The organism is Novosphingobium kalidii (assembly GCF_040534015.1).
Taxonomy (GTDB): domain Bacteria; phylum Pseudomonadota; class Alphaproteobacteria; order Sphingomonadales; family Sphingomonadaceae; genus Novosphingobium; species Novosphingobium kalidii.
The window spans coordinates 121,328-142,517 of sequence record NZ_JBEWLY010000001.1 but is presented as its reverse complement, the minus strand read 5'-3'; the positions used below and the strand labels follow the sequence as shown (position 1 = coordinate 142,517).

18 protein-coding genes and 1 tRNA gene are annotated in these 21,190 nt (G+C 62.8%); 8 read left to right on the top strand and 11 right to left on the bottom strand.

What is annotated here, in order from left to right:
• Positions 1-1,108: 1,108 nt before the first annotated feature.
• A tRNA-Ser gene (locus ABVV53_RS00710) sits at positions 1,109-1,199 on the bottom strand.
• A 61-nt stretch (positions 1,200-1,260) separates the two neighbouring features.
• On the opposite strand from ABVV53_RS00710, the gene ABVV53_RS00705 reads away from it, so the two are divergent.
• Positions 1,261-2,376: a peptidylprolyl isomerase gene (locus ABVV53_RS00705; protein WP_353982397.1), complete on the top strand. Its 1,116-nt coding sequence runs from the start codon at positions 1,261-1,263 to the stop codon at positions 2,374-2,376.
• 5 nt (positions 2,377-2,381) lie between these two features.
• On the opposite strand, the gene ABVV53_RS00700 is transcribed toward ABVV53_RS00705, so the two are convergent.
• Positions 2,382-4,475 (bottom strand): RelA/SpoT family protein, encoded by a 2,094-nt coding sequence (locus ABVV53_RS00700; RefSeq protein ID WP_353982396.1) that lies wholly within the window; start codon positions 4,473-4,475, stop codon positions 2,382-2,384.
• Between the two features lie 533 nt (positions 4,476-5,008).
• Here ABVV53_RS00700 and ABVV53_RS00695 point away from each other — a divergent pair.
• The 5 genes from ABVV53_RS00695 to ABVV53_RS00675 all read left to right on the top strand — a co-directional run bounded on the left by ABVV53_RS00695 (position 5,009) and on the right by ABVV53_RS00675 (position 12,457).
• Positions 5,009-5,620 (top strand): TetR/AcrR family transcriptional regulator, encoded by a 612-nt coding sequence (locus ABVV53_RS00695; protein WP_353982395.1) that lies wholly within the window; start codon positions 5,009-5,011, stop codon positions 5,618-5,620.
• A gap of 417 nt (positions 5,621-6,037) precedes the next feature.
• Positions 6,038-6,442 carry a hypothetical protein gene (locus ABVV53_RS00690; protein ID WP_353982394.1) on the top strand — a complete coding sequence of 135 codons (405 nt, stop codon included), beginning with the start codon at positions 6,038-6,040 and terminating at the stop codon, positions 6,440-6,442.
• Positions 6,439-7,713 carry an efflux RND transporter periplasmic adaptor subunit gene (locus ABVV53_RS00685; protein WP_353982393.1) on the top strand — a complete coding sequence of 425 codons (1,275 nt, stop codon included), beginning with the start codon at positions 6,439-6,441 and terminating at the stop codon, positions 7,711-7,713. The genes ABVV53_RS00690 and ABVV53_RS00685 overlap by 4 nt, the downstream gene beginning before the upstream one ends.
• Positions 7,714-7,828: 115 nt before the next feature.
• The gene (locus tag ABVV53_RS00680; protein WP_353982392.1) at positions 7,829-11,023 is read left to right on the top strand and encodes an efflux RND transporter permease subunit; all 3,195 of its coding nucleotides are present in this window, start codon (positions 7,829-7,831) and stop codon (positions 11,021-11,023) included.
• A gap of 12 nt (positions 11,024-11,035) precedes the next feature.
• Complete coding sequence (locus ABVV53_RS00675) at positions 11,036-12,457, top strand: efflux transporter outer membrane subunit (protein ID WP_353982391.1); 1,422 nt, start codon at positions 11,036-11,038, stop codon at positions 12,455-12,457.
• A gap of 118 nt (positions 12,458-12,575) precedes the next feature.
• Here ABVV53_RS00675 and ABVV53_RS00670 read toward each other — a convergent pair whose 3' ends face one another.
• The 5 genes from ABVV53_RS00670 to trhO form a co-directional block, all read right to left on the bottom strand.
• Positions 12,576-13,433: a DUF3618 domain-containing protein gene (locus ABVV53_RS00670; RefSeq protein ID WP_353982390.1), complete on the bottom strand. Its 858-nt coding sequence runs from the start codon at positions 13,431-13,433 to the stop codon at positions 12,576-12,578.
• Positions 13,434-13,435: 2 nt separating this feature from the next.
• Positions 13,436-13,879 carry a phage holin family protein gene (locus ABVV53_RS00665; protein WP_353982389.1) on the bottom strand — a complete coding sequence of 148 codons (444 nt, stop codon included), beginning with the start codon at positions 13,877-13,879 and terminating at the stop codon, positions 13,436-13,438.
• Between the two features lie 2 nt (positions 13,880-13,881).
• A complete protein-coding gene (locus ABVV53_RS00660) occupies positions 13,882-14,529 on the bottom strand; it encodes a hypothetical protein (protein ID WP_353982388.1) in 648 nt (215 codons plus the stop codon).
• Positions 14,530-14,736: 207 nt separating this feature from the next.
• Positions 14,737-15,414, bottom strand: coding sequence for a glutathione S-transferase (locus tag ABVV53_RS00655; RefSeq protein ID WP_353982387.1), 678 nt, complete (start codon positions 15,412-15,414; stop codon positions 14,737-14,739).
• Positions 15,383-16,360: an oxygen-dependent tRNA uridine(34) hydroxylase TrhO gene (gene trhO, locus ABVV53_RS00650; RefSeq protein ID WP_353982386.1), complete on the bottom strand. Its 978-nt coding sequence runs from the start codon at positions 16,358-16,360 to the stop codon at positions 15,383-15,385. The genes ABVV53_RS00655 and trhO overlap by 32 nt, the downstream gene beginning before the upstream one ends.
• A 183-nt stretch (positions 16,361-16,543) precedes the next feature.
• On the opposite strand from trhO, the gene ABVV53_RS00645 reads away from it, so the two are divergent.
• Positions 16,544-16,888: a hypothetical protein gene (locus tag ABVV53_RS00645; protein ID WP_353982385.1), complete on the top strand. Its 345-nt coding sequence runs from the start codon at positions 16,544-16,546 to the stop codon at positions 16,886-16,888.
• Between the two features lie 154 nt (positions 16,889-17,042).
• Here the strand turns inward: ABVV53_RS00645 and ABVV53_RS00640 are convergent, their stop codons facing one another.
• A complete protein-coding gene (locus ABVV53_RS00640; RefSeq protein ID WP_353982384.1) occupies positions 17,043-17,216 on the bottom strand; it encodes a DUF1328 family protein in 174 nt (57 codons plus the stop codon).
• Positions 17,217-17,475: 259 nt separating this feature from the next.
• On the opposite strand from ABVV53_RS00640, the gene ABVV53_RS00635 reads away from it, so the two are divergent.
• Entirely contained in the window at positions 17,476-19,008 is a 1,533-nt protein-coding gene (locus ABVV53_RS00635) for a L,D-transpeptidase family protein (protein WP_353982383.1), read from the top strand.
• Positions 19,009-19,017: 9 nt separating this feature from the next.
• Here the strand turns inward: ABVV53_RS00635 and ABVV53_RS00630 are convergent, their stop codons facing one another.
• The 3 genes from ABVV53_RS00630 to ABVV53_RS00620 are packed head-to-tail and all read right to left on the bottom strand — an operon-like array spanning position 19,018 to position 21,172.
• Complete coding sequence (locus ABVV53_RS00630) at positions 19,018-19,290, bottom strand: hypothetical protein (RefSeq protein WP_353982382.1); 273 nt, start codon at positions 19,288-19,290, stop codon at positions 19,018-19,020.
• Entirely contained in the window at positions 19,290-20,870 is a 1,581-nt protein-coding gene (locus ABVV53_RS00625; protein WP_353982381.1) for a PepSY-associated TM helix domain-containing protein, read from the bottom strand. Before ABVV53_RS00625 ends, ABVV53_RS00630 begins: the two co-directional genes overlap by 1 nt.
• Positions 20,867-21,172: a hypothetical protein gene (locus tag ABVV53_RS00620; RefSeq protein WP_353982380.1), complete on the bottom strand. Its 306-nt coding sequence runs from the start codon at positions 21,170-21,172 to the stop codon at positions 20,867-20,869. The genes ABVV53_RS00625 and ABVV53_RS00620 overlap by 4 nt, the downstream gene beginning before the upstream one ends.
• Positions 21,173-21,190 lie beyond the last annotated feature (18 nt).

Sequence of the window (21,190 nt, the reverse complement as noted above, 5' to 3'; positions counted from 1 at the left end):
ACGAGCCGCGCCTTTAGCAAAAATCGTGCACAGCCTGTCACCGCACTAAGATCCGACACCTCCGCCTCGGCGCGTTTTTACACAGCCTCGGTCGACAGCCGCCGCGAACGCCGAGACCCACTTCTGGACATCAGAGGTGCCTCACGGGTTCCTGCAACTGGACGTTCATTCATGTGGCCGGTCGACGGTCCATCATCCGGCAGAGCTGGCGATTGATGGCAATCAGAAGAACCGCCCGGTCGACGAGGCTAAATGGTCAGATCGCCGAAACTTAGGCGATGAGCTTATGCGCAGTGAGATACGCTTTCAATGCTAGTGCCTGATCCGCCACCCACTGAATGATCTGTTCGCCCCGTGTTTGTGGATCACTCGAGAAATCGGCGACTGCCCTATACGCAAGGAAATCACTCGAAGGACGTACGAAGGCCTCGAGTTCGTCAGCCGCCGCAGTAAACATGTCGTCCGAATGGTTGCCGAAGAACAGGTAAGCCTGCGGTCCGCGAAGCTCCTGACCGACATGTCTGCATCAAACCACAAGCCTGCTTCCGGGTACCAGATTCCCGTCTGAATGCAGGAGGATCGATCCGGGCTTGCGGCGCTTGGCGCAACATAGCGCCAAGCGCTTACCGAACCCTCGTTCGTCAATGCCTTTCGCTGATAGTCCGCGGTCCGACCGAAGCTGGCTACGGTTCTTATCTCTTGCCACATGCGGTCCACCAGATTCTCGAGCGTCTCGGCCTGACTTACGTAGAGCTCGCCCGCCGCCAACTCTGAGGAGGGCGGAAACTCATTGCTCATGTTATTTTCCTCCAGACAGGTCCGAAAGGCATCTGTCATCCTTCTCGCGTGAAACTCTTCAGGCAGGCCTGCGACCAGCTTCGCCATTTCTCGCCCGAGCGCGCCCCATGACGTGTGCGTGCGAACGAGGCCATGATAGAGACCTGCAGCATCGCGTCCGCGAAAATCCTCTGGTGGCAGAGTGATGTGCGTGACAAAGACGATCGCTGGCGCAAGGGCACACTGTTTACCCCGGTCATTCAGCCAGTCGGCATTGACCAGCCCCCACTGCGGCTTGAAAGACGTTATCGGATCTACTGAGAAAAGCAGTTGGCGGAGCGGGAGGGATTCGAACCCTCGATACGCTTTTGGCGTATACTCACTTTCCAGGCGAGCGCCTTCGACCACTCGGCCACCGCTCCGCATGCACTGGGCAGAGCAGGGCCCTAGCGTGCGATGGGGGGTTACGCAAGCGGTCCGCTCATGCCATTTGGGGACATGGCCATTCGCCTCGTCGCAGTTTCGCTTTCGCTTGTCGGTCTGGCTTCGCTCGGAAGCGCTTCTGCCGCGCCTCAGCCGGCGAAAGCGCTGGAAGTGACGCAGCCTGCCTCTCCGGCTAAAATAGTGGCGGCTGCGCCGGCGAAGGACTGGCGGACTATCCGGCCTCGCGACCTGCTCGTCATGGATCTGCCGGCACTTGGGCAATCACTCACTCCGGTCGGAGAATCGGTGGGCACGGGCGAAGCGCCTGTGACCAAGGTCGCGCCTGCAGCCCCGCGGCGAGTGATCATCCAACTGATCGCCCCGCCTTATTCCCAAGGCTGGGCTACAAACATTCGCGTGCTTGCAGCAGCGAACTGGTGGGATGGGCTGGCCATCGTCCGGGCGCAGGACAACTACGTGGTCCAGTGGGGTGATCCCGAGGCCGCCCATCCACAGCTGGCCCGGCGCTTGCCGCGGTCGCTGCAAAAGATGCCGCCTCAGGATTACCTCGCGGGGCCGCCCGGAGACTGCGGCGAGTATGCCGATATCTGTCCGCCCAGCTCCCTTTCTTTCTTCACCAGCGAGGCGATCCGCGATGTTTACGCCGATCGCGCCGGCTTCGTGGCGGGGTGGCCGGTAGCCGTTACCGGCGCACGCAGTTGGCCCGTCCACTGCTACGGGACGGTCGGGGTCGGGCGCGATATGGCACCGGATACCGGAACGGGCGCAGAGCTCTACGCGGTGATCGGGCACGCGCCCCGCCAGCTTGATCGCAATATCGCCGTGGTGGGGCGGGTGATCGAGGGCATCGAGCACCTCTCCTCGCTGCCCCGCGGTACCGCGGAACTGGGCTTCTACGCGACGCCGGAGGAGCAAACGCCGATTCTTTCCATCCGGCTCGGCGACGAAGTCGAGGACCTTCCGCGCTACGAATATCTCGCCAGCACGAGCGACAGCTTCGCCCGATACGTAAAGGCGCGGGCAAACCGACACGATGCCTTTTACACCATCCCGGCTGGGGCGGTGGACGTCTGCAATGTACCGGTCCCGATCCGCCGAGCTTCGGCCCCCTCCAGCGAAGTCGAGCCAGGGAGGAAGCCGGCCAGACGGCGCTAGGTCTGCTAGACCCTCTGCGCTTCTGCCACCGCTTCGCTCGCCCGCAGTGAACCGACGATGCGCGTCAGATGCGCCAGATCGGTGACCTCGAGATCCACCTCGTAAGTGCCGAAGGGCTCGTCCCGCTGCACCATCTGCAGGTTGACGACGTTGGCGCGGCTGCGGGCAAAGATATCGGTAACTTCGGCGAGCGTGCCGGGGCGGTTGTACAGCACCAGCCGCAGCCGCCCCACAGCGCCTGTGGTGCGCTCACCCCAGGATACGTCGAGCCAGTCCACATCCACGCCGTCCGCCAGTTTCAGGCAGTCGATGGTGTGCACTTCGACTTTGCGATCGGGCCGCCGCAGGCCGACGATCCGGTCGCCCGGCACCGGATGGCAGCACTGCGCGAGGACGAAACCCATGCCCGGGGTTAACCCCTTGATCGAGATTGCCCGCTCCTGGATCGGCCAGTCAGCATCGTCGGGCAGTTCCGCGGTGCTGCCGGGCGCAAGCGCTTCCATTACTTGTCGATCAGTAAACCGGGCGGAGCCGACTGCCACCATCAGCTCTTCCTCGTCCGCCAGCCCCAGCCGACTGACAGCGGCGGTGATCGCCTTCTTGCCAATGCGCCCGGGCAGTCGCGAAGCGATATCGTCGAACAGCTTGGAGCCGATCGCGGCGATCTCCTGGCGCTCTTTCGCGCGCACCGCGCGGCGGATGGCGGCGCGCGCCTTGCCGGTGACGACGAAGCCCAGCCAGGTCAGCTGCGGCTCTGAGTTGCCGCTCTTGATGATCTCGATAACGTCGCCGTTCGCCAGCCGCGTACGCAGCGGCATGAGACGGCCATTGATCTTGGCCCCCACCGCGGCATTGCCCAGCTTGGTGTGGACGGCATAAGCGAAATCCACCGCGGTCGATCCTTTGGGCAGCTGGTGCAGCGCGCCTTTGGGCGTGAACGCGAATATTCGATCCTGGTAGATCGCGAGCTTCGTATGTTCGAGCAGCTCCTCGGCATCGTGGCTGGCGTCGACGATTTCGATCAGGTCACGCAGCCAGCCGACTTGCCCATCGGGCCGCGCGCCACCTTGCTTATATGCCCAGTGCGCGGCGAGGCCGAACTCGTTGGTGCGGTGCATCTCGCGCGTGCGGATCTGCACTTCCATACGCATCGAGTTTTCGTAGATGAGTGCCGTGTGCAGCGACTTGTAGCCGTTCGACTTGGGCGTCGAAATGTAGTCCTTGAAACGACCCGGAATCATCTGCCAGGTCTGGTGCAGGATGCCGAGCGCGCGATAGCAATCGGCAGGCGTGTCGACGAGGACGCGGAACGCCATGATGTCGGTGATCTGCTCGAACGTGACATGGCGTTCGCTCATCTTGCGCCAGATCGAGTACGGGTGCTTCTCGCGCCCTGCCACTTCGACGGTCAGCCCTGACTCGGCGAGCGCCTGGCGAATAGCGAAGCCGATGGCGTCTACCTGACCGCCTTCCTGGTTGCGGATTTGCGCGAGCCGCCCGGTGATGATGGCATAGGCTTCCGGCTCCAGCTGCTCGAAGGCGAGCAGCTGCATTTCGCGCATGTACTCGTACATACCCACGCGCTCGGCCAGGGGCGCGTAGATATCCATGGTTTCACGCGCGATGCGCCGGCGCTTCTCCTCCTTCTTGATGAAGTGGAGCGTGCGCATGTTGTGCAGCCGGTCCGCCAGCTTGACGAGCAGGACGCGCAAGTCCTCGCTCATCGCCAGGAAAAACTTGCGCAAGTTCTCCGCCGCGCGCTCATTCTCGGGCATGGCCTCGATCTTCGAGAGCTTGGTCACTCCATCGACCAGGCGGGCAACCTCGGGCCCGAACATCTGGTCGATATCGGCAATGGTGGCGAGTGTATCCTCGACCGTATCGTGCAGGAGGGCTGTGATGATCGTCTGCTGATCCAGCTTCAGTTCAGTCATCAGCCCCGCCACTTCCACGGGGTGGCTGAAGTAGGGATCGCCGCTGGCGCGCTTCTGGCTGCCATGCTTCTGCACGGTGTAGACATAGGCGCGGTTCAGCAAAGCCTCATCGGCTTCGGGCGCATATTCAAGGACGCGTTCGACGAGTTCGTACTGGCGGAGCATGCAACCTCACTCATGTGAGCATTTTGCGTGGCGCGGCAAGGGGAAGTTCACAGAACATCAGCCATGAGTGAAGAGAACGAGGCGATGGCCGTCACGTTCATTGAGGCGTTCAGCGCCGGCGATGCAGAGATAGAAGACCTGCCTGGCGCCAGACGCCGTGACGGTGGCGAAAGGGTTCGGCAAACTCTCGGGCCCGCGTCCTTACGAGCTCATCATCGCGACGATAGCAGCATTCAAGGACACGATCCCCCTCGCTTGGATCCTGGGTTCAAGACTGTGACGGCAGAGGAAGATCGGCGTTTACGCTTGAAAGCGGGGTTATTAAGAACGTGAACGAGTACTACTGCACGATCCGATGACCGCATTCTGCCGTTGCTCGCGAACATAGAAGAGCAGCGGCAAGAGCGTGCGGCAGGGTGAACTGGCCGACGCAGCATCTCAGCAGCTGTCTGATTTTCGTACTAAAACTCAGATCGTGTCCGCGCAGGGGCGCGCTGGACAGGCGGTGTGTCCGACCCTATGTACCGACAGGTATGGAATCCGCGGTGATCAACAAGACGCGCGGCCGTCCGCGGGAGTTCTGCCCGGAAAAGGCGTTGGCGGCTGCGCTGCAGGTCTTTTGGAAGAACGGCTACGAAGGTGCTTCGCTCGTCGAGCTGACGGAGGCGATGGGCATAACCAAGCCTAGTCTCTATGCCTGTTTCGGCAACAAGGAAGCCTTGTTCAAGAAGGCGCTCGACCTATACGAACGGGACAAACTGGCTTATGTGAGCAGTGCGCTGGAAGCGCCGACTGCTCGGGAAGTTGCCGAGCGGCTGCTTTACGGCGCATTGAGCGTCCACTGCAGCGAAAGCAATCCGCAGGGCTGCCTCGGCGTCATCAGCATGGTTGCATGTACGACCGAGGCCGAATCGATCCGTGAGCACGTGATCGCGAGGCGCGCCTCATCAGAGGCAGCGATGGTAGCAAGGTTGCAGCGTGCGCGAGACGAGGGCGACTTGCCGCCACAGGCCAATCCCAAAGCGCTTGCGCAGTGCGTCACCACAGTCATGCAGGGCCTTTCTGTTCGCGCGCAAGGTGGAGCCACGCCGGCTGAGCAGAAAGCCGTCGTGGATGCGTTCCTGGGGATGTGGCCGAGCTCCTGAGTCGGGCGGATTAGCGCGGCTTGAGAACTCGGTGCGGGCAAACTGTGGTTATCGCGCCAGTTCACCGCCAGTTAACGTCTTGAATTCGGTGTCATAAAAATCAATCTACCGGCTGGTACAGAAAGGTGCTTGACGAGTCGCCATGCCGCCATCTATACCGCTTGGTACAGAAAGGCCGCAGAGGCAGCAGGAGGCACGATGAACAACTTGCCATGCTGGCGCTGATCGGCTGATTTTTGGCGCCGTCACTCGCGGGCGGCTCCCGCCATAACTTCGATCAAGCAGTCGTGAGAGCCTTAGTGCGCTCCCGACCTCATCAACACTCGTCCGTTTTCCGGCGGCCCTTGCGCCGGAGACTGCCCCGGCACGCGCCAATCCCCCCGCCGCGTGCCGGGGCCTCTTACTGGGAGCATGACTATGGCTTTCATCGACTTCAAGGACGGCACCCTTCAGGCGGCAGTCCCGGTACTGGCCCTTGGGCGTTCTCAAGTGCTTGCCCCTCTTGCCGAACCGCTTACGCAGCTGGAGCGGCGCGTGATTGAACTGGCGCGCGAGGATAGCCTTGCTAGCCTGCGTCCGCAGCGCAAGCGGTCGTGGCTGGCGAGGCTGGTCTTCGGTCCGCAGCCGCCATCGCCCGTCCTCGCCAACGACCGTCTTGAGGCCTTGCGCAGGTTAGCGGTTCAGGCTTGGCATCACGGATACCAGCTCCCCGCGTCGGCGCTCAAGGCCGCAAGTGAGGCGGGCTACAGCGAAACTCAGATCGGCGCGGTGATCGACACAATCGCGCGATTGCGCAAGCCGCTGCGGAGGCTGCCTGCATGAACTCTCCCTTGAAGATCAAAGTGCCCCAGTATGAGGCGGTAGACGCTGACGCTTCGCGGCCTCGGCGCTTGCGCCGTCGCAATTGGATCATTGGCAGCATCGCAGTGGTGCTGCTTGCGGGGCTGGCCTGGCGCGGTCTCAGTAGCGGCCCGGTCGAAGCTGGACCACCGCCGCCGGCCGTGGTGCAGACGGCGCAGCCGCTCGTGCGTGAGGTGACGGAGTGGGACGACTTTGTCGGCCGCTTTGCCGCCAGCCGCACGGTGGAGGTGCGGCCGCGAGTATCGGGTGCCGTGTCGCAAGTGCTGTTCAAGGACGGCGATTACGTCCGCAAGGGCCAGCCGCTGTTTCTGATCGATCCGCGTCCTTATCGTGCCGCTCTTGCCGAAGCGCAGGCAGAAGTCGCAGCCGCCCGCAGCAACTTCGCGCTGGCGCAATCCGATTACTCGCGCGTGGCTGGGCTCACCGGCGACGAGGCAATGGCAGCCAGCGAAGTCGACGCGCGGCGGGCGCGGATGCGCGCAGCCAGCGCTGCTCTGGCTGCGGCGCAGGCGCGGGTTCAGGCCCGCGCGCTGGATGTCGAGTTCGCCACTGTTCGCGCGCCGATCTCCGGTCGTGTCTCGGACCGGCGCGTGGATGCCGGTAACCTTGTCTCGGGTGAGGGTGGAGCAGGCGCGACCCTGCTGACCACGATCAACGCCGTTGACCCGATCTACTTTACCTTCGACGCGTCCGAGGGTCTCTTCCTCAAGACCCAGCGCGAGCGTGTCGCCAAAGGACAGCCAGTCGAAGTGCAGGTGCGCCTCCAGGACGAGGCACAGTACCGCTGGAACGGCAAGCTCGACTTCACCGATAACGGGCTCGATCCGCGCTCCGGCACGATCCGCTTGCGAGCGGTGCTTCCCAACCCCGATGGCTTCCTGACACCCGGCATGTTCGGCAACATGCGCCTGGCGAATGCCGGCAAGGTTCCCGCGATGCTCGTGCCGGCCGAGGCGATCCAGTCCGACCAGGCGCGCAAGATCGTGCTGATCGTCGGACAAGACGGTGTCGTTACAGCCAAACCGGTGCAAGTCGGCCCGCTGGTGAGCGGGCTGCGAGTGATCCGCTCAGGACTGGCGCCGACCGATCGTGTCGTCATCAGCAACTACCAGGCTGCGGTCGCAGGCTCCAAGGTGGAGGCCAAGCCAGGCCGGATCCTGCCTGCGCAGGCGAGCGCGACGCCGAATGCCGGTCCTACCATTCCGACGGCGGCGCAAGCGACGCTCAACTGATGCTCTTTCTCCCCTCGTCACCTCGGCTCCGGGATGACGAGGGGAGAAGGAACTGCCTACCCATTTTCACCCGTAGGAGGTGCGCCTTGGTGCGCGCTTAACAGGGACACTGCTCATGCGATTTTCCCGGTTCTTCATCGACCGGCCGATTTTTGCGGCCGTCATCGCGGTGATCATCACCGTGGTGGGCGCGCTCGCCTTCCTCAGCCTGCCGGTTACGCAATATCCCGATATCGTGCCGCCTACGGTCACGGTGACGGCACAGTATCCCGGCGCTTCCGCCGAGACCGTGGCCGACACTGTCGCCGCGCCGATCGAGCAAGAGATCAACGGCGTCGACGACATGCTCTACATGGACTCGCAGTCCACCGGAGATGGCCGAACCACGATCACGGTGACGTTCAAGATCGGCACCGATCTCGATGCTGCGCAAGTGCTGGTCCAGAACCGCGTCTCCATGGCCGTGCCGCGCCTGCCTCAGGAAGTGCAGCAGCTTGGCGTCGTGACGCGAAAGACCTCGCCAGACTTCCTGATGGTGGTGAACCTCCAGTCGCCAGACGGTAGCCTGGATCGCGACTACCTCTCCAATTATGCGCTGACTCAGGTGCGCGACAAGCTGGCCCGGCTCGACGGCGTGGGCGACGTGCGACTGTACGGTGCGCGCGATTACGGCATGCGGATATGGATCGATCCCGGCCGCGCCTCGGCCATGGACCTGACGCCCGGCGAAATCGTTGCGGCCTTGCGCGCGCAGAACGTCCAGGTCTCCGCAGGCGCCTTGGGTGCTCCCCCTTACGACGCAGGCAACGCCTATCAGATCGGCGTCGAACTTCAGGGTCGCCTCACCACGCCCGAGCAGTTCGGCGATGTGGTCGTCCGTAGCGATGCCGATGGCCGACAGGTGCGTGTGCGCGATGTCGCCCGGGTAGAACTCGGCGCGCAGGACTACGCGACCAACACGTATCTTTCGAACAAGCCGACTGTCGTCATCGCCGTGATGCAGCGGCCGGGCTCAAACGCGCTCGATGCGGCTGACGCGGTGCGGGCGGAGATGGACGACCTCGCCAAGACCTTCCCCAAAGGCATGGAATACTCGGTTATCTACAACCCGACCGAATTCATCGGCCAGTCCATCGATGCTGTGTATCATACGCTGTTCGAGGCCGTGATCCTCGTCGTGCTCGTCATCCTGGTGTTCCTGCAGAACTGGCGGGCCGCGATCATCCCTATCGTCGCAATCCCGGTCTCTCTCATCGGTACAGCCGTGATGCTGGCGGCCGTTGGCTACTCGCTCAACAACCTCTCGCTGTTCGGCCTTGTGCTGGCGATCGGTATCGTCGTCGATGACGCGATCGTCGTGGTCGAGAACGTCGAGCGCTACATCGAGGAGGGCCTGCGGCCAATCGATGCCGCTCGCCGTTCCATGGACGAAGTCTCCGGGGCGCTGGTGGCAATCGTGCTCGTGCTTTGCGCGGTGTTCGTGCCGACGCTGTTCATAAGCGGCATTTCGGGCGAGTTCTACAAGCAGTTCGCGGTTACGATCTCTACTGCGACGGTCATCTCGCTGCTGGTTTCGCTGACGCTCTCACCCGCGCTGTCCGCCATCCTGCTGCGCGAGCGTGAGCGGGTTGCGGCGGATGCGCCCAAGTGGCGCCAGTGGATGCAAACCGCCGCTGACAAGTTCAATCGGGGCTTCGAGCGGCTTAGCGAGCGCTATTCGCGGCTCACCTTCAAGCTGGTCCAGCGCCCGGCGCGGATGATGGCGACCTATGGCGCGCTCATCATCGCCACTGGCGGTCTCTTCTGGACCACGCCGGCCGGGTTCGTGCCGCAGCAGGATCAGGGCTATTTCATGGCCGCCGCGTTCCTGCCGCCCGGTTCATCGCTGGAGCGAACCGACGCCGTGGCTCGTGAGATGGCTGAGCGCATTCTCCCCATCAAGGGCATCCGCGGCGCTGTGATGTTCGCAGGGCTACACGGCCCCTCGCGCACGGCCGCTCCCGACGCTGCTGCCATCTACTTCCCCTTCGACAGCTTCGAAGAACGGCAGGAAATCGGTGCGACTTTCGAGACGATCATGCAGCAGGCGCAAGCCGCGATGCAGGGCTACGACAAGGCCCAAATCTATCTGCTGCCTCCGCCCACCATTAATGGCATCGTTCCTGCCGGTGGGTACCGCATGATGGTCGAGGACAAGGAAGGCCGGGGTTACGGTGAGCTGGCCAAGGCAGTCGGGCCGCTGCTCGGCAAGGCCAATCAGTCGCCCGAACTGCAGCAGGTCTATACCCTGTTCAACACTGCCACGCCCCGCGTCTTCGCTGACATTGACCGGCCCAAGGCGGACATGCTCGGCGTGCCACCGCAGCGGATCTTCGAGGCGTTGCAGGTGTATCTTGGCTCTGCCTTCGTGAACGACTTCAACCTGCTCGGGCGCACTTACCGGGTTACTGCGCAGGCGGACTCGCCTTATCGCGGCTCGACCGCCGATATCGCCAACCTGAAGACGCGCTCGAACTCCGGGGCAATGGTGCCGATCGGATCGGTCGCGACGTTCGAGGACCAGACCGGCCCGTATCGTGTGGTGCGCTACAACTTGCAGCGCGCGATCGAGGTCGATGGCGGCGTCGCTCCGGGACATTCGACTGGCCAGGCGCTGACAACAATGGAGAAGATCGCGAATGAGACGCTGCCTGCTGGCTATTCCTACGAATGGACCGGCATCGCCTTCCAGCAAACGACTGCGGGAAACACCGCAGGCATCGTTTTCGGCATGGCAGTGTTCTTCGTCTTCCTGGTGCTCGCCGCGCAGTACGAGAGCCTGACGCTACCGCTCGCCATCGTGCTGATCGTGCCGATGTGTCTGTTCGCGGCAATGCTGGGCGTGCAGATCAGGGGAATGGACAATAACATCCTCACCCAGATCGGTCTTGTGGTGCTGATCGCGTTGGCCGCCAAGAACGCGATCCTTGTGGTCGAGTTCGCCAAGCAGGCTGAGGAAGAGCAGGGCATGTCCATCATCGATGCTGCGGTTTACGCTGCCCGGACACGCCTGCGGCCGATCCTGATGACGAGCTTCGCCTTCATCCTGGGCGCGGTACCGCTAGTGATCGCGGAAGGAGCTGGTGCCGAGCTACGGCAAGCACTGGGAACCGCCGTGTTCTTCGGCATGGCTGGAGTCACCGGGTTCGGTCTGCTGTTCACCCCCACCTTCTACGTCGTGTGCCGCACGCTGGCCGAAAAGCTGCGGCGTCGCCGTCCGGAGAGCGACGCTGAGCACGACAGCCCGCCTGCGCTGCGGCCGGCGGAATAAGGAGATACGAGCATGATCAAGCGCAACATCGCCGTGCTGCTCGCCGCGACCAGCCTTGGCGCCTGCGCGGTAGGCCCCGACTATGTCGCGGCCACGCCGCCGGCTCGATCGGAAGCACCGTTCATCGGCGTCACTTCTCCGGAGGTCACGACGGCTGCGCCGCGCGAGGATTGGTGGCGGTTATACGATGATCCCGTTCTCGATGATCTCGTGCGAGACGCGCTCGCCGCCAACACCGACGTGCGAGTCGCCGTGGCGCGAATCGAGAGGGCGCGGGCGCAGCTTCGCGGGTCGCGCAATGCCGCTCTGCCGCAGACGGGGCTGGAAGGTTCCGCTGTGCAGAACCGGTCCTCGGCAATGCAGGTGCTCCCCGGCATGGATCGGGAGAACCGGATCGTCGATGGAGAGTTCAATGTCTCCTATGAGGTCGACCTGTTCGGCCGGGTGAGGCGCGGGATCGAAGCATCCCGTGCCGACCTCGCGGCCGCGCAGGAGGATGCCGATGCTGTGCGCGTCACCGTGGTTGCCGATACCGTGCGCGCTTACGTGGATGCGACCAGCACTGCCGAGCAACTTGCGGTTGCCCGACGCATCGTCGACCTGCTCGACCGTTCGGTGCGCATCACGAACGCCCGGTTCGAACGCGGTCTGAACCAGCGGCTTGACGTAATCCGTCTGGACCAGCTTCGCCAGCAGCAGGCTGCCGCGATCCCCAGCCTCGCTGCCCAGCGCGATGGCGCGCTGTTTCGCTTGGCGACACTGACCGGCCGCACGCCACAGGACCTGCCTCAGGCCGCTCGCTTGCGCACCACCACACCTGACGTGACGCAGCCGATCCCTGTCGGTGACGGCCGCATGCTCCTGGCGCGGCGTCCGGATGTGAAGGCAGCCGAGCGCCGCCTTGCGGCCAATACTGCGCGCATCGGGGTGGCGACGGCAGACCTCTACCCCCGCATCTCGCTTGGCGGCACAATCGGTACCACTGCCATTGGCTCTACCGACGTAATCGGCGGCGGCCCTCTACGTTGGCTGCTGGGGCCGCTCATTTCCTGGGCTTTCCCAAATCAGGAAGGTATCCGCGCGCAGATCGCCGCCGCAGAGGCGGACACGCGAGCCGACTTGGCTACTTTCGACGGGACGGTGCTCAACGCCCTGGAAGAGACTGAAACCGCACTGTCGAACTATCGCAACGCGCTGCTGCGCAGGGCGAGGCTGGCTTCCGCGCGCGAGGCGGCACAGCGGGCCGCCAGCGTCGCCACCGCTCGTGCGAGCCGCGGCGAGATCGACGCTCTCGACGTGCTCGACGTCCAGCGTGCGCTTTCCGAGGCCGAGACAGAGTATGCAGCTGCCACCCGCAGCGTGGCTTTTGCCCAGGTCGATCTGTTCCGGGCGCTTGGCGGCACCTGGGAGGGAGCGGACGAGGGCAGGTTGTAAACAGGGCGAGAGTTCAAGCGCGCAGATCGGGTCAGCCCCTCATACGCACGAAAACGCCACCATCTGATGTGGTCAGATGGTGGCGCTCTTGTGTCTGGCAGTGAGCAATAGCTGCGGGTCAGACCGTAGTTTGCGACCGAGTTGTCGAGCCGGACTGTTGTCCGCTGCCGGACGAGGAAGCAACGCGCTCCTCGGTTGCGTCGACGAACTGGTCCTTCTTCTCGCGTGCCGCGTTCATGGCGTGGTCGGCCTGGTCGGAGGCCATGTTGCGCGCCTTCTCGCCGATACCGCCCAGCTTCTGCTGCTCGGCTTGGCTCTCTGGAAGCAAGCTGCCCAGGAAAGCACCGGCTGCCGCAGCGACCAGACCGCCGATTAGCGGATTGCTTTCGTAGAGCTCCTGGCCCTTTCCTGCGGCAGCCCGGCCCTGACCGGCCATTGCATGACCCGCATTCTTGCTGCTGTCAGACCAGGCGTGCCGGCGGTTCCGGAAGGATTCCGCTGCTTGTTCGAGCTTCTGGCGAAAGCTGTGATCGTCATCATCGTGCGAGCGCTCAACCATGAAGTAGTTCGCACGGGCCGCGTCGCGGCGGCGCTGATAGGCGGCGAAATCCTCGCCATCGCGAATCTCGACGCGTTCCATGTGCGCGACGTAGTCCCGGTGATGGGGGTCGACGCCTCCGTCCATGTCCGAATGGCTCTTGTGCCGCTCGAACTTGGGCACCTTCGCGTCATTCTCGCTCACCAGCCATATCGCGCCGCCCGCGATCATCGCCAGTGCCAACGGGTTGCGCCGGGCTCCGTCAAGAAGCATCCGTGCATCGACGTTGTTGCTGTCGGCCTTGTCGAGAAGGGCGTTGAGCATATTGCGCGGCGTCAGTTGATCGCCAATGGCGTCCACCGTGCGGCTCATGTCGTCCTGGGTGCTCCGGATGTCGCGTTCGATCGCTGCCGGATCCTGTTGAGTGTGATTGTTCATGATTATACTCCGGAAGTAAGATCGCCGCGAGCGGCGTCGGGCGTGCGCTCCAGGGTGCGACGGCTACGCTCGGGGGAGAGGTGAGCCGCATCCATCTTCTTGCGCGCGCTGCTGTAAAGGATGAAGGCGACGATCAAGGCGACCACACCTATAATCAGCGTTCCCAAGCCCAGATTGTCGATGGCATCGCCCAGCAGATAGGCGAGGCCCATGAGAACGACGCCCAGACCGGAAATTCCGACGACTGCTGCCGTGAGCATACCGCCGGCGGCCACTTTCAAGTCGTTGGTGGCCTCGCGAACTTCTGCCTGGATCAGGTTGAGCTGCTGCTCCGCGAGGTGCGAGCCCTGCCGCGTCAGCTGCCGAACGAGGTCGACCAGGTTATCCTGGCCACTCTGACCTACTCCGGCGTGCCTGCTCGAGATGTGATTTGGATCGGTGCTCATGATCACCCTCCCGTCCTGTTGCCGCCGCCAATGCCGGACGGAGTTGTGGAGGTCGAGCCAGTCGTTGTGCGGCCTGTCGCAGTCGCGCCGGTTGCCGTTGGGACCGTTGCTGTCGGATTCGGAGCGGAGCCTGGCGACGCACCGGCGGCGGTGCCGAAGTCCATCATTGGCCGGGCGCCACGCGCTGTCTCGGGTTCATAGGGATCATAGACCGGCGTCGAGGTGCTGCGCGGCGTCGTATTGCCAGAAGAACTCTGTGATCCCTGCGATCCGCCAGCCTTGAACACGCGCGACGCGGCGAAGCCGAGCAGGGCGCAGCCCGCCAGGAAGCTTCCGGGACGCTGGCGTGCGAACTGCTGGACGTCACCAGCTAGCTGCCGCGAGTCTTTGCCTTCCACCGTCTGAGCCAGTTGCTCGACGGAGCGAGCGCCTTGCTCCAGCGCCGATTTGATCCAGCTTGGCGAATCCTGCCCCAACTCACGTGCGGCGCTATCCAGTGCCGACGACACCGCATGGGCCTGGCCTGCGACTTCGCCTTTCCGCTTATCGGCTTCGGACTGCAGGCGATCGGCCGCCGCACCGGTTACCCGGCCGGTGTCCTCTTTCAGCTCGTCCCGCAAGCCGCCTCCTTCACGATTTTGATTTTCCACGGACAATCCTTTCTTCGAATGCTTCCAAAGACCAAAGCAATCGGTTGCCGGGTTGTTCCGAGGCGTAGACGAGTGGAGTTCCAGTCAGGCCGAAGCGCAAGCAAAATACGCCCAATGCCCGCGCTTCATCTTCGCAGTACATTGAAGATGCCCAATCCTGCATCTTTGCAGGGCGGCAGAGGCACAAGCCTTGCGCAGCGGCAAGTGCTAGCCGTGAATACTTATGTCATCTTCGCGGAGCGGGAAGAGGACTTTTGGATCGCCAGGTGACCACGGGGGTACGCGCATCATGATCGCGTGGAACAAGGCAGATGTAAGATGGCTGTCGAGCCATCTTTGCAGGTGCGGAAGTGGCTGCAGGTCGAACCACTCGCGGTCCACCGCTGCAAATTGCCGCACGAAGGGCATGATCGCAGCGTCCGCCAGTCCTCGCGCTGTCCCGCACAGCTGGTCCGACATTGTAAGTCGCGCCTCAAGGTGGTGGAGGAACTGCAATCCGGCTTGGCGGTGAACCATTGGATCCGTGCCGTGACGGTTTGGATACTTGTACCTGTCGAGGTCTTGCTTGAACGTCCCGTCGTTGGTCGCGATCAGAACGGCCTCGTCATGCGCGAGCCAGCCTTCGGGATCGGAGGTTCCGAGCGCCCAGCGCATGATGTCGAGGCTTTCATCGATTACCGTGCCGTCCGGCAGGACCAGCACCGGCACCGTTCCTTTCGGGGAGAGTGCCAGCATTTCAGGCGGTTTGGCTCGAAGCCTCACCTCGCGCAGTTCGCAACGAGTGCCACTGATCGCCAGCGCCAGCCGCGCCCGCATCGCGTAAGGGCAGCGGCGAAAGCTGAAGAGGATCGGGTCAGGCACTCCGGTCATCTGCTGCTTCGACATGCACTGCGCCCACATGCGCGGAGCCGCGCGCGGCAGCAAGCGCCTCCTGCCGGTGACGTTCGCGATACGAGGCGCGCTGCTCGTCAGTTCGCTCGGCGTAGCACGCGGGGCAGCTCACGCCGGGCTCATACAGCGGTGACGCCAGATCTTCCGCGCTCACGGGGCGGCGGCACGCATGGCACAGCTCGTAAGTGCCCTGGGCAAGGCCGTGACCGATGGTCACGCGCTGGTCGAACACGAAGCACTCACCGCGCCACAGACTGGTCTGTTCTGGCACCGTCTCCAGGTATTTCAGAATGCCGCCCTTGAGGTGGTAGACGTCCTCGACACCTTCTTGTTTGAGAAAGGCCGTCGACTTTTCGCAGCGGATGCCACCAGTGCAGAACATTGCAACCTTGGGCTGTCTGCCTGTGCCGAGCAGCCTTTCACGCTCTGTGCGAAACCAGTCAGGAAAATCGCGAAAAGTGGCGGTCTGCGGGTCTATGGAGCCCTCGAACGTTCCAACCGCGACTTCGTACGCATTGCGGGTGTCGATCACGATCGTGTCGGGATCGGAGATCAGATCGTTCCACTCGTGGGGCTCGACGTATGTGCCGACACTGGCTCGAGGGTCGATGTCCGGCTGGCCCATCGTGACGATCTCGCGCTTCAACCGCACTTTCATGCGATGAAACGGCATCGTCGATGCACTCGACAGTTTCACATCAAGATTGGCGCAATCGGGAAGAGCGCGAACGTGGTTGATCACCATGTCGATGCCCTCATGCGATCCCGCGATGGTGCCGTTAATGCCCTCCGGCGCGAGTAGCAGTGTTCCGCGGACGCCATGCTCGCGACAGACGCGTTCCAGCGGGTCCCGAAGGCTGGCACAATCGGCGAAGGCGGTGAATCGATATAGAGCCGCTACGCACAGCGGCGCCGAGGCGGCAGCACAAGGAGAGTCCATCTGTGCCCTATAGCGCCATGTGCCCGGCTCGTCAGCATCCACTCGGGACCTGATGGGGATCTCAATCGTTCCTTCGCTTTATCCAAGCGTAGGGAGGCCAACGTGGCCCGAAGCAGACTTAGCGGAAACAGTGAGCAGATGGTGGACCGCCTCGGCATCGAGGATAGAGGAGGAGCATCTGCAATGGCCGAGGGCAACCGGGTACGCGGGGCGAAGCCGATCTTGTCGGGCGCTCTGGCTATCTGTGCGCTATCGCTGGCATCGTGCGCGGCTGTTGTTGGAGACCGTGTAGAATCCGCATTGATTGACGCTGGCGTGCCGCCGGCAATGGCGGAATGTATGGCGCCGCAATGGGCGGACCGTCTGTCGGTCAGCCAGATTCGAGGCATCCAGCGCTTTGCCAAAGATGTACGTGCCGATGGTCGTTCGTTGACGGCTGGACGTCTGCTGGAACATGCCCGCACCTGGAATGACCCGGAGGCGCTCATGGTGGTCGCCAGCTCCGCTGCGCAGTGTACCTTCAGCTAAGCGCCCCTTCAGCCAAGCCCGAGGACCGCGTTGCCTGCTGATTGCAGGAGGTGCCGCTAAAGTGCGCGGCGCAATTGAAAAAGGCAGCCCACGATTGGGACCGCCTTTTTCAATTCAACAACGCGCGGGGGGTGAGCGCTGGGTCAGGCTTGCGTCAACTGATCTTCTTTCCGGCTATGACGCCGAGTACGAGGAACAGCACCACAAGGGCGAGGCCCACAAAGAAGAGTATCTTAGCGATACTGGCGGCAGCACCTGCAATCCCACCGAAGCCAAACACGGCGGCTACGAGCGCTACGACCAGAAAAATCAATGCCCACTTGAACATGGCGGTCTCCTCCGAACAGATCCTGCACAGGTGAGCTAATTCCGATTAGAACTGAGCATCACCCATACAGATCATAACGCCATGGAAAACTTTTGTTCCGTTGGATCGTCCAAAACCCTGTCGCGGCAGCAGTGTTCCTCTGTCCGCTTTGCTCGGAATCCTTCGTGCATTGATATGATGGAACCATCGTTTCGGCTGTAGGGTCAGGTCGCGGCGAGAATTGGAACAAATCCGGGTAAACACACGTTCGATCTTCATGATGACATCTAATTTCCCGTTCAAAGTCACAGCTTTGCTTCTGGCAGGGCTCGCCGCCTCCAACGCCTCGAGCGTCGGAGTCGCGCGTGCTGCCCAAGGCTCTACCAGCGGCTCAGCCAGCGGTGTTGCTGCCGTCTCTAGTGGCGCCATTCGCTCTGCCGCCGATGGGCCAACCCGTGCGTTCTACGAAGCACGCCAGTGGCGAGCGGCTTGGACGCCGCAAGCAATCGAAGAACTTCGCCAGGTTCTTGGCACCAGAAATGGTCACGGACTGGACCACCTTACCTTCCTTGAAGAGAGTGCATCCGCCGGCGATGCGGCCGCTCGCGACGTAGCGTTCACCAAGGCGGCCCTGCGCTATGCTGTGGCCCTATCGCGAGGCGCGGCCGATCCCAATAAGATCTATGATGTCTATACTTTGCCTGGAGTGCAGACAAACCTCGTGGCGGGGCTGAACGACGCCCTGCAAAAGGGCAGCTTGGCAGACTGGCTGAACGGACTTGCTCCGCAGAACGAAGCCTACAAGGTTCTTTCACGAGCTTATGTCGGCGCCCAAATGGGTGCTGGGCAGTCGAGCTCGTCCATTGGTGGCGGCGGTTTGATTAAGGAAGGGGACAGCGGCCAGCGTGTGCAGGCCGTTATTCAGAGGCTGCAAGAGCTAGGATATCTCCAGTCCCAGCAGCGTGGATCGACTTATATCAGTGAGGTCGCCCAAGCGGTTGAGCGCCTTCAGGCAGACTATGGGCTGAGCATAGATGGCGTCGTCGGTCCTCGTACAATGGATGCTTTGACTTTCGACGCGGCGGCCCGCGCTCGTGCGCTCGCTGTGGCGCTGGAGCGCATGCGTTGGCTGGAGCGCAATCCCCCCGCGAACCGCATTGACGTAAACATTGCCGCGGCCGATCTTGAGTACTACCGGGACGGTGCCTTGGCTGACCGGCGCAAAGTGGTGGTTGGCGAGCCGGCCAATCCGACGCCGCAGCTTCAATCCGGACTCTATCGCTTGGTAGCCAATCCGACGTGGACGGTTCCCAAATCCATCGAGCGCAATGAACTTGCCAACGTCAGTTCGTCTTATCTGCGTAACCGTGACATGGTCCGCAAGGATGGCTGGATCGTCCAGCAATCAGGTCCGGAGAATGCCTTGGGGCTCGTCAAGTTCGATATGGACAACAAGCACGCCATCTACTTGCACGATACCAACGCGCCCCATCTGTTTACCGAGGAGCAGCGCTATTTCAGCCATGGCTGCGTGCGAGTGGAAGATGCCCTTGGGTTTGCCGAGACTCTGGCGAGCGATGCCCAGATCATGAGTGACTGGCAGGCCGCTCGCGCGGAGGACAAAGAGACATTCGTGCGCCTGCCCGAACAAATACCCGTCAGGCTGGTCTATCAGGATGTCTTCGTGCGCGATGGCCAACCGGTATTCCGGCTCGACCCGTATGGCTGGAATGACGAAGTGGCGGTAAAATTGGGCTTTGAAGCCGGCTCTCGCAAGCCTATCCAGCTGAAGGCGCGTGATATTGGTCCGTAATGGAGCTGCCTACCTGCGTTCCCTGTGTGCCGAGTTGGCGGTCGTAATCAGCCAGCCGATGACGGCACAGCCGCCCAGCCACAACAGAAAGGCGGCAGCGTCGCCGGCTACGGCAAGAATCAAGCCCGGCAATATGGCAGCGCAGACCACCAGACCGCGGTGGGCAGAGTTGTTCGTGGCTGCCTGAAGTCCCAAAGCGCGCCGTCGCTTTGGGTCGGTCAGGCACAACAGCGCGATCACGGCAGAGGAGGCAGCAAGCGAGGCGAGGGCGAGGATGCTCATCACTCCGCCGCCTGCATTACGGGCGTGATATCCGCATCGCTCTTTTCAAGGAAGCGCAAGCGCCGGACCAATGCACCGCCTGCTACTATGAGTGCCAGATCGACGGTGGGGATAACCCACTGCCCTGCCTCCAGCGCATTGACCCAACCTGGACCTCCCATCAGCAGGCGCAATATCGGTAGAGCAAGCATGACAACGCCCGTGAGGGCGGTCAGTGCTTGCGCGAAAGACGCGGCTGAGCGCCAAAGCGCGCCTGCGGCGATCACAGCGGCAGAAGCAATCATAAAGCCGGCCGGGGTCCAGAACGTTGCCGTCTCAAGAGGCATTGTCAGGAGGAATGCCACTCCGGAGCCAAGTAGGGCGAGGGGCAGGCCAAGGCCCACGATCACCAGCGAGCGGTCCAGCCAGTCCAGCGAGCGCGAACCGGCCTCGCGTCGCACCAGCCAAAGGCGCAATCCGGTGTAAGTGACGTAGCACATCGCGAAGCCCAGCCCGAACCAGATCGCCTTGGAAACGATCCCAGCGAAATTGCCAAAGTGCAGGGGCGACATGATAGCGGCCAGAGTCCCACCTACCGACGGGCGCGGACCGATGAGCGGCTTTTGGGCGTCAAACGTGCCATCGGCGCCGTTGTAGACGAGGCTTATTGGCGCGATGTCGCCGCTTGCCGGCGGGTGGTAGGTCGTGACCTTCGCATCAGCGCGGCCGAAGTTCTCGATCGCGGCAAATGTCGGCACGGCACCAGCGCGCCGGATTGCGTCGATGGTTATGCGGTCCAGCCCTGCAGTGGGGGTGGGGCGCGCGTCGGGCGTGCCAGGGTTGCCGAAGACGCTTTCGTTCAAGGCCTCCACATCGCCGCCGAACGCTGCCATGGCCACGATCGGTACGCCGATCGTTCCAAAGAAGGAGAAAAAGCTGCCGGTGAACGCCAGGATGAAGGCGAAAGGCAGGCTCCAGGTTCCCGCTACGCTATGGCGGTCCCTGTTCAGCAGCACGGGCTTTGCGCCGCGGCGCAGCGTGAAGATGTCTTTGAACAGGTGCCGGTGGATCAGCAGCCCCGAAATCGCCGCGACCAGCATGGCCAGGCCCAGCACGCCTGTGAGGATCAGGCCGTAGGGACTGGGGACGTGCAGACGCACGTGAGTTTCGACGAGGAAGCTGCTGAAGGCATTGTCGTTACGGGGGCCGAACACGTCCTCGTTGGTGCCGAAGCTGCGCTCTTTCACTGCTCCGTCGGCGCCTACCAGATAGAACCAGCCCCGGCTGATGGGCATGCCGGCTTCCATTTCGTGGCGGTGGAAGAACATGCCGAGATCGTGGTCTCCGGTTTCGAACAGGTCCACAGCCTCGCGATATTCCGCGGGCGTATCCGCCCCCAGCTTTTGCACGTGACTGGCAATGGGCCTTTCGAAGGCCGACTGCGTGGCGACATGCCCGCCTGACCAGATGCCGATCTCCTCGGCAAAAACCGCCGCGGTGCCGGTAAGCACCACTGCATAGAGCAGGAGCCCGAGCACGATCCCCGACCAGCCGTGGACCGCGACCATCAGCTTGGTCTCTTGCTTCGGGAGCGCGATCATCGGTGGTTCTCCTGATTCGCTGGGTCGGTCTGCATGAACTTGTTGGCGATCAGGCCACCGTGGATGACGAGCAGGCCGAGCGCCACCGCCGTGACTCGCGTCAGGTTGCGATCCAGACATGCATGGAAGAAGAGCGCAGCCCAGATCAGGGGAACGAGGATGAGGGGCAGGACGAGATTGTCCACGCCAGCTGCGCCTCCGGGTAGCCACAGCGCCATGCCCGCCATGGTCACGATCGCGACTATCACAGCGCCAGGTCCGGCAAAGGCGATGCGTGTCCATCGGCGAGTTGTCGGTGTCATCCCACTGGCCTTGCTACT

Coding starts and splice junctions, on each gene's coding strand:
- ABVV53_RS00705 (WP_353982397.1), top strand. CDS start 1,261: ATGCCATTTGGGGACATGGCCATTCGCCTCGTCGCAGTTTCGCTTTCG.
- ABVV53_RS00700 (WP_353982396.1), bottom strand. CDS start 4,475: ATGCTCCGCCAGTACGAACTCGTCGAACGCGTCCTTGAATATGCGCCC.
- ABVV53_RS00695 (WP_353982395.1), top strand. CDS start 5,009: ATGGAATCCGCGGTGATCAACAAGACGCGCGGCCGTCCGCGGGAGTTC.
- ABVV53_RS00690 (WP_353982394.1), top strand. CDS start 6,038: ATGGCTTTCATCGACTTCAAGGACGGCACCCTTCAGGCGGCAGTCCCG.
- ABVV53_RS00685 (WP_353982393.1), top strand. CDS start 6,439: ATGAACTCTCCCTTGAAGATCAAAGTGCCCCAGTATGAGGCGGTAGAC.
- ABVV53_RS00680 (WP_353982392.1), top strand. CDS start 7,829: ATGCGATTTTCCCGGTTCTTCATCGACCGGCCGATTTTTGCGGCCGTC.
- ABVV53_RS00675 (WP_353982391.1), top strand. CDS start 11,036: ATGATCAAGCGCAACATCGCCGTGCTGCTCGCCGCGACCAGCCTTGGC.
- ABVV53_RS00670 (WP_353982390.1), bottom strand. CDS start 13,433: ATGAACAATCACACTCAACAGGATCCGGCAGCGATCGAACGCGACATC.
- ABVV53_RS00665 (WP_353982389.1), bottom strand. CDS start 13,879: ATGAGCACCGATCCAAATCACATCTCGAGCAGGCACGCCGGAGTAGGT.
- ABVV53_RS00655 (WP_353982387.1), bottom strand. CDS start 15,414: ATGTCGAAGCAGCAGATGACCGGAGTGCCTGACCCGATCCTCTTCAGC.
- trhO (WP_353982386.1), bottom strand. CDS start 16,360: ATGGACTCTCCTTGTGCTGCCGCCTCGGCGCCGCTGTGCGTAGCGGCT.
- ABVV53_RS00645 (WP_353982385.1), top strand. CDS start 16,544: ATGGCCGAGGGCAACCGGGTACGCGGGGCGAAGCCGATCTTGTCGGGC.
- ABVV53_RS00640 (WP_353982384.1), bottom strand. CDS start 17,216: ATGTTCAAGTGGGCATTGATTTTTCTGGTCGTAGCGCTCGTAGCCGCC.
- ABVV53_RS00635 (WP_353982383.1), top strand. CDS start 17,476: ATGACATCTAATTTCCCGTTCAAAGTCACAGCTTTGCTTCTGGCAGGG.
- ABVV53_RS00630 (WP_353982382.1), bottom strand. CDS start 19,290: ATGAGCATCCTCGCCCTCGCCTCGCTTGCTGCCTCCTCTGCCGTGATC.
- ABVV53_RS00625 (WP_353982381.1), bottom strand. CDS start 20,870: ATGATCGCGCTCCCGAAGCAAGAGACCAAGCTGATGGTCGCGGTCCAC.
- ABVV53_RS00620 (WP_353982380.1), bottom strand. CDS start 21,172: ATGACACCGACAACTCGCCGATGGACACGCATCGCCTTTGCCGGACCT.